Origin of the sequence: Burkholderia sp. AU45274 (genome assembly GCF_030482505.1) — a bacterium.
Taxonomy (GTDB): domain Bacteria; phylum Pseudomonadota; class Gammaproteobacteria; order Burkholderiales; family Burkholderiaceae; genus Burkholderia.
This window is the reverse complement of the sequence record NZ_JAUJQE010000007.1, coordinates 228,867-241,653: the sequence shown is the minus strand read 5'-3', so window position 1 is coordinate 241,653 and position 12,787 is coordinate 228,867. Positions and strand designations below refer to the sequence as shown.

Genomic DNA, 12,787 nt, shown 5'->3' with positions numbered 1-12,787 from the left:
CCGCGTTCTGGGAGCGGTTGCGTGCGCTTTGTCGCCGTGCTGCGTCGGGCTCAGCGTCCCTTGAACACCGGCTTGCGTTTCTCGAGGAACGCGCGGGCGCCCTCGAGCCGGTCTTCGCTCGCATAGACGTCGGGGCCGACGTCGAGCCGCAGCGCGGCGGCCACCGGCAGCCCCTGGCTGCGGGTCGCGGTTTCCTTGATGCGGCGGATCGTGAGCGGCGCGTTCGCGGCGATCGTCTGCGCGAGTTCGCGCACGGTGTCGTCGAGTGCGGCGCCGGGGACGACGCGGTTCAGCAACCCGGCGCGCTGTGCCTCGTCCACGTCGAAGCGGCGGCCCGTGAACAGCAGCTCCATCGCGATCGCGCGCGGCAGCAAGCGCGGCAGCAGCACGCTCGCGAAGTTCGCGCCCATGCCGACGCGCGCTTCGGGCAATGCGAAGTACACGTGGTCGGCGGCGATCCGCAGGTCGCACGCGAGCGCGATCTCGAAGCCGCCGCCGATCGCGTAGCCGTTGATCGCCGCGATGGTCGGCTTGCGCAGCTCGAGGATCAGCTCGTGCACGTTGCGTGCGAGCCCGCGCATCGGCTGCATGCCGCGTATCTCGGGGTCGCCGAGATCGACGCCCGCGCTGTACGCGCGTTCGCCCGCGCCGCGGATCACGATGACGCGGATCGACGGGTTGTCGTCGAGCGTGACGAGTTCGTCGCACAGCCGCCGGATCGCTTCGGCGGACAGTGCATTGGCGACGTGCGGACGATGGATCGTCAGCCACGCGATGCCGCTGTCGTCGTTGCGCAGGATCGACGGGGCGTCGTCGCCCGTCAGCGAAGAGAGCGAGCCGGATGGGGTCATGACGCGCTTCCGGTGGCGTCCGCACGCGTGTCGTGGAGCACACCCGCCTGCCGCAGCGCGTCCCGGTGCGCCGCGTCGATGCCGAGCGCGTCGAGCACGGCGTCGGTGTCGGCGGCGAACGGCTGGGGCGGCCGGCGTATCGATCCGGGCGTGCGGGAAAGTTTGGCGGGGACGCCCGCGCCGGTGTACGTGTCGGTCTTGACGAACATCGCGTTGTGCGTGGCTTGCGGGTGGCCGAACGCATCGGCGACGGTGTTCACCGGGCCCGTCGCGACGCCGGCGTTCAGCAGCCGCTCGACGATGTCGTCGGCATGCAGTTCGGCGGTCAGCTGGCCGAGCAGCGTATCGAGCGCATCGCGATGCGCGACGCGCTTCGCGTTGGTCGCGAACCGGGGATCGCGCGCCAGCTCGGGCACGCCGAGCGTTTCGACGAGCCGCGCGAACGTGCGGTTGTTGCCGGCGCCGGTCGAGATCGGCTTGTCCTTGCACGGATAGACGCCGTACGGCGCGATCGCGGCATACACGTTGCCGGTCGCGACGGGCACGTCGCCGGTCGCCATCCAGGTCGTGCTGACCGGATGCAGCATCGACAGCGCGGTGCTGAACAGGTCGATGTCGACGTGCTGGCCGAGTCCGGAGCGGGTCCGTTCGACCAGCGCGAGCAGGACGCTCGACACGGCGCTCAGGCCCGCCGCGTAGTCGACGACCGGGAACGGCACCTTCAGCGGCATGCCGCCCGGCTCGCCGTTGATCGACATGAAGCCGGCGAGACCCTGCGCGACGGCGTCGTAGCCCGGAAACCGCGCCAGCGGGCCGTCGGTGCCGTATCCGGAGATCGAGCAGTGGACGAGGCGCGGGAAGCGCTCGCGCAGGCAGTCTTCGTAGCCGATGCCCCAGCGTTCGAGCGTGCCCTGCTTGAAGTTGTCGATCAGCACGTCGGCCGTGTCGAGCAGGCGGAACAGCACGTCGCGCCCGTCCGGATGCGACAGGTCGAGCGCGAGATTGCGCTTGTTGCGGTTGAGCCCCCAGTAGTAGCTGGAGATGCCGCTCGGCATCGCGGGCCCCCAGTCGCGCGTTTCGTCGCCTTGCGGCGGTTCGATCTTGACGACGTCCGCGCCGTGGTCGGCGAGCGTCTGCGCGCAGAACGGCCCCGCATAGACGCGGCTCAGGTCGACCACGCGCACGCCAGCGAGTGCGCCTTCGTGACTGCTTGTCATGACGATGTTTCCTTCGATGTGGGATTCGGCTGGCCGGCACGCCGGCATGCGATGCGTCGCGGATTCAACCGCGCGCGGCGAACAGGGCGTTCACGGCTTCGCGGTGTTCGGGGGTGGCGTGCGCGAACGCCTGGTACGACGCCGACAGGTCGAGCAGCGTGTCGAGGCTCGCGTGGCGGCCTTCGCGCAGCAGCCGCTTGGTCAGGCGCAACGCGGTGCCCGAATGCCGGGCGATGCGGCCGGCCAGTTCAAGCGCGTGCGCAAGGAGGTCGCCATCGGGAACGACACGCGATACGAGCCCGCAGCGCAGTGCCGCCTGTGCGTCCAGCGCATCGCCCGTGAACGACATTTCCGCGGCGACGGCGGCGCCGACGATCTGCGGCAGGAACCACGCGCCGCCGTCGCCGGGCACGAGGCCGAGGGCGATGAAGCTTTCGGCGAAGCGGGCGCGTTCGGCGGCGATGCGGATGTCGCACATGCACGCGAGATCGGTGCCGGCGCCGATGGCCGGGCCGTTGATCGCCGCGATGGCCGGCACTTCGAGGTGCTGGAACGCGTGTGCAATGCGCTGGATGCCGCGGCGATAGCTGGTCCGGATCGCGGCGAGGTCGTGCTGGTCCGATTCCATGAACGCACGCATCGCCTTCACGTTGCCGCCCGACGAGAACGTCGTGCCGGCACCGGTCAGCACCAGCACGCGGATCGATTCGTCGCGGTTCGCGTCGTCGCAGCATTCGGTCAGTGCGTCGATCGCATCGTTGTCCGAAATGGCGTTGCGTGTTTCCGGACGGTTCATCGTGACGGTCAGGATCGGTCCCTGCCGTTCACGGATCAGAAAGGCTGTCATGGTGTCTCCGTATGTTCCGTGCCGCGCGACTTCACGCCGCGGGCCGAAGCCTAGTATCGTCACGACGGTTGGCGGCGGGAAATTCCGTTCCACGTATGTGGAAGGCTCGCCCGGTGGCGTGAGGAGACGGCGGGATGAGCGGAAACGTGGTCAAGAGCGCGGCGCGCGTGTTTGAAGTGCTGGAGCTGTTCAGTGCATTGCAGCGGCCGCTGAGCGTGCGGGAGATCTCCACGCGCTGCGGCTATCCGGGGTCGAGCGCGGCGGCGCTGCTGACCAGCATGAAGGCGCTCGGCTATCTCGCGTACGACGATGCCACCCATACGTATGCGCCGACTGCGCGGCTCGTCAATCTCGGCGAAGCGCTCGTCGATTCGACGGCGGGCAGCCGGCGGTACTGGCATGCCGTCGCAAAGCGGCTGGCGGTCCGCACGCGCGAGGCCGTCGTAATCGCGGTGCAGAGCGACCTGTACGTGCAGTACATCGATGCGGTCGAGGGCGCGCATACGCTTCCGATCCACTTCTACGCGCCGATCGGCACGCGTCGCGAGATCTGCATGTCGAGCCTCGGCTGGGCGTTGCTGAGCCTCCAGCCGGACAGCGCGATCCGCCGGCTCGTGTCGCGCAGCATCCGCCGGCTCGGCAAGTCGGGCCGGACGATCGACGAGGATGTCGTGCTCGACAAGGTCGAACAGACGCGCCGGTTCGGCTATTCCTATTCGGCGCACACGGTCACGCAGGGCGCCGCGATGATCTCGATGGTGATCGCGGACGGCTGGAACGGCCTGCCGCTGGCCATGGGGGTGGCCGGGCCGGTCGAGCGGATCGACGCGCAGCGCGACGCGATCGTGCGGGCGATGCGGGAGGTGCTGGCCGGGCAGGGGCCGGATGCCGCGGCGGGCTAGCCGGCCGCGGCTGGCGCGCGCAGGCATTCGCATAGAATCGGGAGGTTTCGTTGCTCCTGTCCCGGCTGCATTTCAGCGAGGTCGCCATGCCATTGAACACGCCGCTTGCCGGCATCCACATCGTCGAATTCGAAGGGCTCGGCCCCGGCCCGCTGGCGGGCTGGATCCTCGCCGGGATGGGCGCGCGGATCACGCTGATCGCGCGCCCGGCCGGCCGCACGAGCGCGCCGGACGCGTTGAAGGCCGGCGATGGCGACCTGTTGCGCGAAGGCAAGACGATCGTCGAACTCGACCTGAAGTCGCCGGCCGGCCGCGACGCTGCGCTCGACCTGGTCGCGCAGGCCGATGCGCTGATCGAGGGCCTGCGGCCCGGCGTGATGGAGCGGCTCGGCCTGGGGCCCGACGATTGCGCACGCCGCCATCCGACGCTCGTGTACGGGCGGATGACTGGCTGGGGCCAGCACGGCCCGCTCGCGGCTGCGGCCGGGCACGACCTGAACTACGTCGCGTTGACGGGGCTGCTGTCGCTATCGGCACCGCGCGACGGCCGGCCGGGGGTGCCGCCGACCGTCGTCGGCGATGCGGGCGGCGCGCTCGGGCTCGCGTTCGGAATCGTCTGCGCGTTGCTCGACGTGCGCGGCGGTGGCCCCGGGCGCGTGGTCGACGGCGCGATCGTCGACATCGTGTCGATGCTCGGCTCGCTCGCGCTGTGGGCGCGCGCGAACGGGCAGCTCGACGGCGCGCAGCCGAGCCTCTTTCACGATGCGCCGTTCTACGACGTGTATCGCTGCGCGGATGGCGAATGCGTGACGATCGGCGCGCTCGAGCCGCCGTTCTATGCGCTGCTGGTCGAACGGCTCGGGCTGACCGACGTCGATCCGGCGTCGCAGTACGACCGCGCGCGCTGGCCCGCGCTGAAGGCGCGTTTCGCAGAGATATTTGCGCAGCAACCGTCCGCGCACTGGCGCGCGCTGCTCGAAGGCACCGACGCGTGTTTCGCGCCGCTGCTGAGCGTGGCCGATGCGGCCGTGCATCCGCACAACACGGCGCGCGCGATCTATCGGACGGATGAGAACGGTAACGTGCGGGCGCGCGTGGCGCCGCGGTTTTTGCCGCTGGCGGGGGACGCGGCGGAGTAGACGGACTGGCATGTCGAGGTCGTTGAGCCAGCCGCGAAACGCACATTATCGAAAGACTTCGCGAGTCGTGGGTGCCAATTATGGTGCTAAATTTGGCGTCAAAAAGAGTACAATCGATCTCTTGTTGAAAAAGGAGTCGACATGCCTCATACCATCCTGGCCAGCGTTACGGCGAGCGTTTCGGAACTGAAGCGGAACCCAATGGGCACGGTCGCGGCAGGAGAGGGTTTCCCGGTCGCGATCCTGAATCACAACGAACCCGCGTTCTATTGCATCCCGGCGAAGACCTGGGAGGCGATGGTCGAACGCCTTGAAGATATCGAAGACAACGCGCTGGCCGACAAGCGCGCCAAGGAGAAGGTCGTCAAGGTCAAGCTGAATGACCTTTGAGCTTGCCTTTCTCGAACCTGCTCTGAAAGAGTGGAAGAAGCTCGACCGCACCGTTCGCGACCAGTTCAAATCCCGGCTCGCCGAGCGGCTCGAGAATCCTCGAATACCGTCCGCAAAGCTGCAGGGTCATCCGGACCGCTACAAGATCAAGCTGCGCAGCGTCGGCTATCGGCTCGTCTACGAAGTGCGCGATTCGGAAGTGCTCGTACTGGTCGTGGCGGTCGGTCGACGCGAGCGCGATGCGGTCTATCTTGCCGCGATGAAGCGTTAGATCCCGATGCGCCGCACGGGGAGCGGCAAGCTTGTCCGCATGTCTGACCGCTTGGCTCGGCTACGCGCTCGTCGTCTTCTGGAAAGACGGGCGATCCATCAAGTGCGGAGAACCGCTCACGCCGTTTCCTCCGGCGCATCCGGCATCTTGCCGTCGCCGACGCGGTTGATCGTGCCCTGCGCGATCGCGACGAGCCGCTCGTGATCGCCGTCGATGACGAACACATGACACTGGCAGGTCGCCTGGTGCCGCCCCGCGTAGACGAGCTTCGCGCGGGCGACGAGCGTGCCGTTCACGGCCGGCCGCAGGTAATTGATCTTGTATTCCGCGGTGATCACGCGCGGGCCGAGCACGAGCGCGCCGGCAAACGTCAGCGCGTTGTCCGCGAGGTAGCTGATGACGCCGCCGTGCACGAAACCGTGCTGCTGCCGCAGTTCCTCGCGCACGGGCAGGCACAGCGACACTTCGTTGTCGCCGATATGCATCAGCTCCGTGCCCAGCAGCATGCTGAACGGTTGCGCGCGCAATGCGCCGCGCGCGTGATCCGTGATGTCGGTCATCGACTTTCCTCGAAATGAGTGCCCGCTTGCGCTGAACTCTAGGAAGGGGGATGCCGATAAGCAAGGAAATTCGTCCGCATTTCGCGCAATTTCCAGCGCGATGCGACGCGATTATTGCGTCGAATGCCGTAGATTTCCCTGTTTGCGGGGGATTCCGCTGGAATGCGCGGACAACGTGAATTTCGTTGCCGTCCGTACCTAAAGTCGGACGAAGAAATGCCGCTAATGCCGGGGCATTGCCTCATCGTCCGCTTTCCAGGAATCTCCCCCATGTTCGGAAAAATCAAGCTCGCGTCGGGTCTGCTCGGCGTGTTGACCGTGTTTTGCGTCTTCCTGTTTGCGATCGAGGCGCTCGGCTTCTGGGCGCTCAAGTCGACGCGCAGCGGCGTCGACGATCTGTCGAACGTCGCGATCACGCAGGTCGAGGCGGCCAGCCAGGCGACCCAGCAGCTGCTCGACGCGCGCATCAACCTGTCACGTGCCGGCACGCGGATGGTGCGCGGCGGCCCGAAACCCGAGGACATCATCCGCCATGCCGGCGCGTCGCTCGCGGAAGCGGACAAGGCGTTCGCCGCGCTGACGGCCGCGCAGCCGGTCGACGATGCCAACCGCGCGCGGGTCGCGGCGCTCACCGAGCGCTATCGCGCGCTGCGCGGCGCGCTCGGCGAACTCGTGCAGTTCCTCGACGCCGACAACATCCAGGCCTTCCTCGACCAGCCGACGCAGAGCATCCAGGACGCCTATATCGCCGAGTTGCGCCGCTTCACCGACTACGGCGGCGCATCGAGCCGCACGGCGCTCGACACGATCGACGGCGGCATGCTCTGGTTCAAGTCGGTCGGCATCGTGCTGCTGGTGGCGATGCTCGTGGCGAGCGCGGCGATCTACGCGGCCGCTCGGCGCGCGGTCGTCGCGCCGCTGGAAGAAGCCGGCCGCCATTTCGAGCGGATCGCGCAGGGCCGGCTCGATGAGGTCGTGCGGGCAGGCGGCGTGTTCGAGATCGACCGGATGCTGCGCGGCCTCGCCACGATGCAGACGAGCATCGCGGGCACCGTGCGCACGGTGCGCCAGGCGTCCGACGCGATCCACCTCGGCGCGGGCGAGATCGCGGGCGGCAACGCCGACCTGTCGGCGCGCACCGGCACGCAGGCCGCGTCGCTCGAGGAAACGGCCGCGAGCATGGAGGAACTGACGGCGACCGTCCGGCAGAACACCGACAGCGCGCGTGCGGCGAGCGCGCTGGCCGACGCGGCGCTCGAGGCGACGAGCCACGGCGGCGGCGTGGTCGACAGCGTGATCGACCGGATGCGCGGCATCGCGCAGAGCTCGGGGCGGATCGCGGAGATCATCTCGGTGATCGACGGCATCGCGTTCCAGACCAACATCCTCGCGCTGAACGCGGCCGTGGAAGCCGCCCGCGCAGGCGAACAGGGGCGCGGCTTCGCGGTCGTCGCGGGTGAGGTGCGCTCGCTCGCGCAGCGCAGCGCGCAATCGGCGAAGGAGATCAAGGCGCTGATCGAGGATTCGGTCGCGCAGATCAACGGCGGCGCGGAGCTCGTCGAGCGCGCCGGTGATGCGATGCGGACGGTGTCGGCGTCGATCACGCGCGTCGTGCAGACGATGTCCGAGATCACGGCGGCGTCGGTCGAGCAGAGCGTCGGGATCGAGCAGGTGAATCAGGCCGTCACGCAGATGGATCAGCTCACGCAGCAGAACGCGGCACTAGTGGAGGAGGTCGCGGCGGCGGCCGCGTCGCTGAACGACCAGACCGCGCACCTGATGCAGGCAGTGTCGGTGTTCGAACTGGGCGACGGCCGCGCCGCACGCGGCGAGCGCGCGGCGCCGTCGTTCGACGACGCGGGTTACGCGCCGGCCGGCAGCGCCGCGTAGGCGGTCTCGAGGTGGTAGGGCGTCGTCGACGGCATGTCGGCGCGCGCCACCTGCCCATCCGCCGTCTTGCACTCGAACCAGCCGCGCGGGTGCAGGAAGCGCGCGGCGAAGCGTTCGATCTGCCGCGCGAGCGGCGCGGAGGCCGGCGTGCCGCCGTGCGTCGCGAGCGCGCGCAGATACTCGGTCTGCGCCCAGATCCGCTGCGTGCCGTCGATGCACGCGCCTTGCGCGTCGAGCGCCGCGCAGACGCCGCCCGTCTGCGGATCGACGCCGTATTGCTCCGCGAACACGAATGCGCGCGCCAGCGCGCCGGGGAGCCCGGTCTGCGCGAGCCGCGCGCCGGCCGCATCGACCAGATAGAACCATTCGAACTGATGGCCGGGCTCGAACCGGTTGTCGGCTGCGCCGAGCGGCAGTTCGGCCACGCAGCCGGTTGCCGCGTCGACGAACGTGCGCTCGACGGCCTGCGCGGTGCGTGCGAGCGCGTCGTCGAACGCGGTGTCGCCGAATGCGGCCGCCGCCGCGAGCCACGCTTCGGTCAGGTGCATCAGCGGATTCTGCAGCGCCCCGCTGCCGGATGACGAGAAATCGGCGTGGCGCGCCGCGTCGAGCAGCGCGTCGCCGCGGTGCGGCGCGAAGCGGTCCTGAATCAGCGCGGCGGTCTCTTCGGCTGTCTTGCGCGCGGCGGCGTCGCCCGACGCCGCATACCACGCGGCGCACGCGAACACGATGAAGGCGTGCGTGTAGAGATCCTTGGTCGTGTCGAGCGGGGCGCCCTGCGCGTCCACGCTGTAGTGCCAGCCGCCGTGGCGCGGGTCGCGAAAGTGGCGGCCCAGCGCGTCGAACAGCGTGGCCGCGTGCGTGGTGTCGCCGGCCTGCGCGAACACGAACAGTTGCCGTGCGCAGGCCATCGCGCGATAACGGGTCACGGGCAGCGGCGCGTGGGTGGCCGGATCGACGGCTTCGAACGGCAACTGTAATGTCTGGTCGAACCCTGAACCCCGCCAGATCGGCAAGACGACGTGCGCGAAATGGTGGCGCAGCTGGGCGGCCTGGGCGGAAGCGGAGTCGGAAACGGACATGACGGGGTTGAGCGCTGGGTTCGAAACGTGTCGGCGCGGCCCGGAGGATCGGCGCGGCCGGGGCCAAGGATAAAACATTCCGCACGGCCGGCACCAGAAAAGGAGATAAATCGCATGCTGAGCAACCTGGAACTCGTGATGCGGCTCGTCCTCGCGGCGGCACTGGGCAGCGTCATCGGCTTCGAGCGCGAGCGTCTGTCGTGGGCGGCCGGCCTGCGGACGCACATGCTCGTCTGTGTCGGTTCGACGCTGATCATGATCGTGTCGGCGTTCGGGTTCGCCGACGTGCTCGGCAGCAGCGAGCACATCGTGCTCGACCCGTCGCGGATCGCCGCGCAGGTCGTATCGGGCATCGGCTTCCTGGGGGCGGGCTCGATCCTGCTGCGCGGCGAGATCGTGCGCGGGCTGACGACCGCCGCGAGCCTGTGGTCGGTTGCCGCGATCGGCCTCGCGGTGGGCGGCGGGCTCTACGTCGCGTCGATTTCGGCGACGATCATCATCCTGATCATCCTGGCCGGCATCAAGCCGCTGGAGCGGCGCTACTTCACGGTGCGCCAGCGGCGCCAGCTCGCGCTGACGGTCGTGGGCGGCACGCTGAACTTCGATTCGCTGCACGCGGCGCTCGGCCCGGACAGTGCGCGGGTGAAGCAGTTCATCGTGCAGCGCGCCGACGACACGGGCGAGCACGACGAGGTGCGCATCGCGCTCGCGCGGGTGTCGGAACTCGAATACCAGGCGATCTGCGACAAGCTGCGCGCGCTGAAGGGCGTCACGCGTTTCGAAGAGGGCAACGGGTTGTCGGGCGACGAATAGGCGGAATCGGCGACGGGGCGTACGACAATGGCCGACCGCCGATTCCGTTCGACATCCGGTTCCGCGCTTGCGGGCCCCGCCATCCGATTTTCTTGATCTCCGCCAAATACGAGTCGAAATTGTCGTGATTTTCAAGGGTTTGCGGAGAATTGCTTTTCGACCCTTCAATCGCGAGAGGCTTTGCTTCAAGTCAGTCGATCCATCTGGGGATGGCGGGAACGAGGGGAGGGTGGGGCACCGATACGATTCGTCGGGCGTGGGCGACCTTGCGCCAGTCGGGCGCTGTTTGTGGGGCGCTATCATCTCGCCACTTCAAAGACTGGGGTTCGTCCGCATCCAGGTTGCAAGCAATCGCGGGAGATGGGGCGGCGCCGGCACTTTGTCGGCACCTTTCACAAGATCATTCATTCTCAGCCCGATTGTCGTGGCTGGCGTGGCCGCTGCTTCAATCGCTTTGAGGGTTTCATGTCGATCGAGTGCGACTTCCCATTTTGTCGTCGCAAGCATGCACTTGGGAAGTTGTGCGGTCATTTTTTCTTTGGTAATGCGTATCTATTGCTGAATTCGGCGACGTCTTTATATCCATGCCTGGATGCAAGAAAATGCTTAATTCTTGCCTCGGCATCTCGATGTTTGATCGTCCGAAATGAGTGGTTTTTGACGGCGCAACCATAAAAAAACGACATTCAATGGAATCATCGTCTGTCATTTTCGAGTAGAGCGCTTTACTTCGACGTGAGTGGGTTGCCCGCCCGCTTGCGGCGAACTTAAGGTAAGCTGGCGGAGCATGATCGCGCTTGCCGAAAGGCACAGCATGACTGTCGATGTGCTGGATGACGGGCGCCGCCCCAAAGTGGGGCGATTATTCCGAACAGCGCGTGCGGTATGCCGCTTTAAGAGGGAAAGCCGTTCTTCCGCGCCACATTCACAACCCACTGTTGCGACACATGTCTTGTCCTTACTCGATTACGGTTCGCGGCGCGTTGAATTCGGCAGGAGCCGAAGTCGTTCGATCCATGCAATTGCCGTCGGGCATAACCCTGTCAGAATGGACAGGTCGCAATACGTTGACCGAATATAAAAGCTCGGCGGAGAACGTGCTGAGTATCTATTTGTCGGGCGGCGAAAATTGTGCACAGGTCGACGGAAGGCAGGTCGTTCGCCGGGGATTCAAAAGTGCAGTCTGTCTGTTTCCGGTTGGCGAAGGCGAATCGCAGTGGCAAATCACCGAGCGCCTCAATTTTCTGCATATCTACTTCGACATGCGCAACTTCGAGCCCAGCCTGCTTCGGGCCTTGCGCCAGCCACCGGAGGCCTACCGGTTCCGCGAGGTCTTCCAGGAAGCCTCCCCGGTCATCAGTGCGGCGGCGCACAGCATTGCGCAGTCCGACTGGAACGACGAGACGCTGTCGCTCGGTATCGATAGCCTGATGAGCTGGATTCTGCTCAACGCGATCCGCGGTTACGCCGAGGCCGATCTGGAGCCCGTGGATACGCGGGGCTGCCTGTCGACGAAGCAGGCCGACATGATCCGCGAGTATTGCAACGCCAATCTCGGCGAGATGGTGCGGCTCGAACATCTGGCGGATCTCGTGAGTCTCAGCCGCTACCACTTTCTGCGTAAATTCAAGAACACGTTCGAACAGTCTCCGCACGCGTTCTTGACCGGATTGAGGATGGCCCGGGCACACGACCTGCTGAGACACACCGACCAGAAGATCATGAGCATCGCACTCGAGTGTGGCTATGCGCAGCACAGCCGGTTCTCGACCGCATTCAAGCGACATTACGGCTATTCTCCCGGCGCGGTGCGCGGAAAGTGATATCGCTCAAGTCAGGGACCGTTTTGCGCGTCGCGGATCAAGCCGGCCAGGTCGGCTGATCTCAACTTGCGATGCGAGAGGGCGGGGACGCGAAGTTCCTGTGCGAGATTGCGCACCTGCTGCTTGTGGGCAGCCTTGAGGTTGTCGTGAAACGCGATCGCATCGACACCGCCCTTGATCGACCGGGCGCATGCGATCAGGTCCTTCAATCGTTCCGGCGAGTCGTAGTCGTGCGCGACCAGCCAGTGATTGGGAAGCACGTGCGACAGCGCGAGTCCTTGCGTGTCGCCGTAATCGCGCAGCAACTGCGTGAATCCGGGCTCGAAATGGGTTCCGCCGATACAGAGCAGCGAGATCGCCGGTTGAGCCGCGTGTTCCCCCGCCGTCAGCAGTGCACGCACAAGCACGTCGGCGGCATCCGGGTTTGCCCACGCGTCCGCCGTGCTGCCGATTTCCAGATCGATGACCGATGGCGTCACCGCGGAGACGAGGCTGCCGGGCTGGGCGCCGTAGAGCGGGCCGGACCAGTGCGTGGCTTCCATCCACGTCGAATACGAATCCAGGCCCGCTTTCCGACGCTCGTGTTCGACCGCCAGAAACAGGCTGCGCGTGATGGCGGGATCGACTGGACTGAACGTGCCGCTTTCCATGTCGCCGGTTGTCTGGACCGTGAAAATGCGGTCGGGCGCATTTTTCCCTTCATGCCAGTTGACGATAACGATCGCGTCGGCGTCGCCGAAGGCCTCGTTCACCCGTGGCGCGTAGCGTCGGTAGTCGTGGCTGAGCACCTGGTCGAGCTGCAGCAGGTCGTAGCGCACGCCGCCGGATTGCGCGCGCAGTACCGGATGTCCGTCCAGGGTGCCTTCGGCTTGCCAGTCGATGCCGGAGCCGAGGAGCCGGGCCAGCACGTGCGCCGACACCGGATCCTTGTCGAGATCGGTGCAGAAAGCCAGAACGATGTGCTTCACGGGTGAGTTTTCCTGAAGTGGATCATGGCGAACG

At 66.7% G+C, this 12,787-nt stretch carries 14 protein-coding genes; 7 read left to right on the top strand and 7 right to left on the bottom strand.

The window, feature by feature from the left end; all coding sequences use genetic code 11:
- Window positions 1-50: 50 nt before the first annotated feature.
- The 3 genes from QZM35_RS25135 to QZM35_RS25125 form a co-directional block, all read right to left on the bottom strand.
- A complete protein-coding gene (locus QZM35_RS25135) occupies window positions 51-851 on the bottom strand; it encodes an enoyl-CoA hydratase/isomerase family protein (RefSeq protein WP_089428844.1) in 801 nt (266 codons plus the stop codon).
- Window positions 848-2,068, bottom strand: coding sequence for a CaiB/BaiF CoA-transferase family protein (locus QZM35_RS25130; protein WP_175239912.1), 1,221 nt, complete (start codon window positions 2,066-2,068; stop codon window positions 848-850). The genes QZM35_RS25135 and QZM35_RS25130 overlap by 4 nt, the downstream gene beginning before the upstream one ends.
- A gap of 64 nt (window positions 2,069-2,132) precedes the next feature.
- Window positions 2,133-2,915 (bottom strand): crotonase/enoyl-CoA hydratase family protein, encoded by a 783-nt coding sequence (locus QZM35_RS25125; protein ID WP_089428846.1) that lies wholly within the window; start codon window positions 2,913-2,915, stop codon window positions 2,133-2,135.
- Window positions 2,916-3,049: 134 nt separating this feature from the next.
- On the opposite strand from QZM35_RS25125, the gene QZM35_RS25120 reads away from it, so the two are divergent.
- The 4 genes from QZM35_RS25120 to QZM35_RS25105 all read left to right on the top strand — a co-directional run bounded on the left by QZM35_RS25120 (window position 3,050) and on the right by QZM35_RS25105 (window position 5,617).
- Window positions 3,050-3,817 (top strand): IclR family transcriptional regulator, encoded by a 768-nt coding sequence (locus QZM35_RS25120; protein WP_089433470.1) that lies wholly within the window; start codon window positions 3,050-3,052, stop codon window positions 3,815-3,817.
- An 86-nt stretch (window positions 3,818-3,903) separates the two neighbouring features.
- Complete coding sequence (locus QZM35_RS25115) at window positions 3,904-4,956, top strand: CaiB/BaiF CoA-transferase family protein (protein ID WP_301777007.1); 1,053 nt, start codon at window positions 3,904-3,906, stop codon at window positions 4,954-4,956.
- A gap of 141 nt (window positions 4,957-5,097) precedes the next feature.
- Window positions 5,098-5,346 (top strand): type II toxin-antitoxin system Phd/YefM family antitoxin, encoded by a 249-nt coding sequence (locus tag QZM35_RS25110; RefSeq protein ID WP_089428849.1) that lies wholly within the window; start codon window positions 5,098-5,100, stop codon window positions 5,344-5,346.
- Window positions 5,336-5,617 carry a type II toxin-antitoxin system RelE/ParE family toxin gene (locus QZM35_RS25105; RefSeq protein ID WP_039349649.1) on the top strand — a complete coding sequence of 94 codons (282 nt, stop codon included), beginning with the start codon at window positions 5,336-5,338 and terminating at the stop codon, window positions 5,615-5,617. The genes QZM35_RS25110 and QZM35_RS25105 overlap by 11 nt, the downstream gene beginning before the upstream one ends.
- A 116-nt stretch (window positions 5,618-5,733) precedes the next feature.
- Here QZM35_RS25105 and QZM35_RS25100 read toward each other — a convergent pair whose 3' ends face one another.
- Window positions 5,734-6,177 carry a PaaI family thioesterase gene (locus tag QZM35_RS25100; RefSeq protein WP_011353771.1) on the bottom strand — a complete coding sequence of 148 codons (444 nt, stop codon included), beginning with the start codon at window positions 6,175-6,177 and terminating at the stop codon, window positions 5,734-5,736.
- 270 nt (window positions 6,178-6,447) lie between these two features.
- Between QZM35_RS25100 and QZM35_RS25095 the strand changes: the two genes are divergently transcribed.
- Window positions 6,448-8,067 (top strand): methyl-accepting chemotaxis protein, encoded by a 1,620-nt coding sequence (locus tag QZM35_RS25095; protein WP_089433469.1) that lies wholly within the window; start codon window positions 6,448-6,450, stop codon window positions 8,065-8,067.
- Here QZM35_RS25095 and QZM35_RS25090 read toward each other — a convergent pair.
- Window positions 8,040-9,149, bottom strand: coding sequence for an AGE family epimerase/isomerase (locus QZM35_RS25090; protein WP_089433468.1), 1,110 nt, complete (start codon window positions 9,147-9,149; stop codon window positions 8,040-8,042). The two genes, QZM35_RS25095 and QZM35_RS25090, sit on opposite strands and share 28 nt — an antisense overlap.
- A 114-nt stretch (window positions 9,150-9,263) precedes the next feature.
- Here QZM35_RS25090 and QZM35_RS25085 point away from each other — a divergent pair, with 114 nt between their 5' ends.
- Window positions 9,264-9,962, top strand: coding sequence for an MgtC/SapB family protein (locus QZM35_RS25085; protein WP_046548701.1), 699 nt, complete (start codon window positions 9,264-9,266; stop codon window positions 9,960-9,962).
- Between the two features lie 312 nt (window positions 9,963-10,274).
- Here QZM35_RS25085 and QZM35_RS25080 read toward each other — a convergent pair whose 3' ends face one another.
- A complete protein-coding gene (locus tag QZM35_RS25080; RefSeq protein WP_144025246.1) occupies window positions 10,275-10,493 on the bottom strand; it encodes a hypothetical protein in 219 nt (72 codons plus the stop codon).
- Between the two features lie 302 nt (window positions 10,494-10,795).
- Between QZM35_RS25080 and QZM35_RS25075 the strand changes: the two genes are divergently transcribed.
- Complete coding sequence (locus tag QZM35_RS25075) at window positions 10,796-11,785, top strand: helix-turn-helix transcriptional regulator (protein WP_254600223.1); 990 nt, start codon at window positions 10,796-10,798, stop codon at window positions 11,783-11,785.
- A gap of 11 nt (window positions 11,786-11,796) precedes the next feature.
- Here the strand turns inward: QZM35_RS25075 and QZM35_RS25070 are convergent, their stop codons facing one another.
- Window positions 11,797-12,753, bottom strand: a complete 957-nt coding sequence (locus QZM35_RS25070; protein WP_089428854.1) for a D-aminoacyl-tRNA deacylase — start codon at window positions 12,751-12,753, stop codon at window positions 11,797-11,799.
- Window positions 12,754-12,787 lie beyond the last annotated feature (34 nt).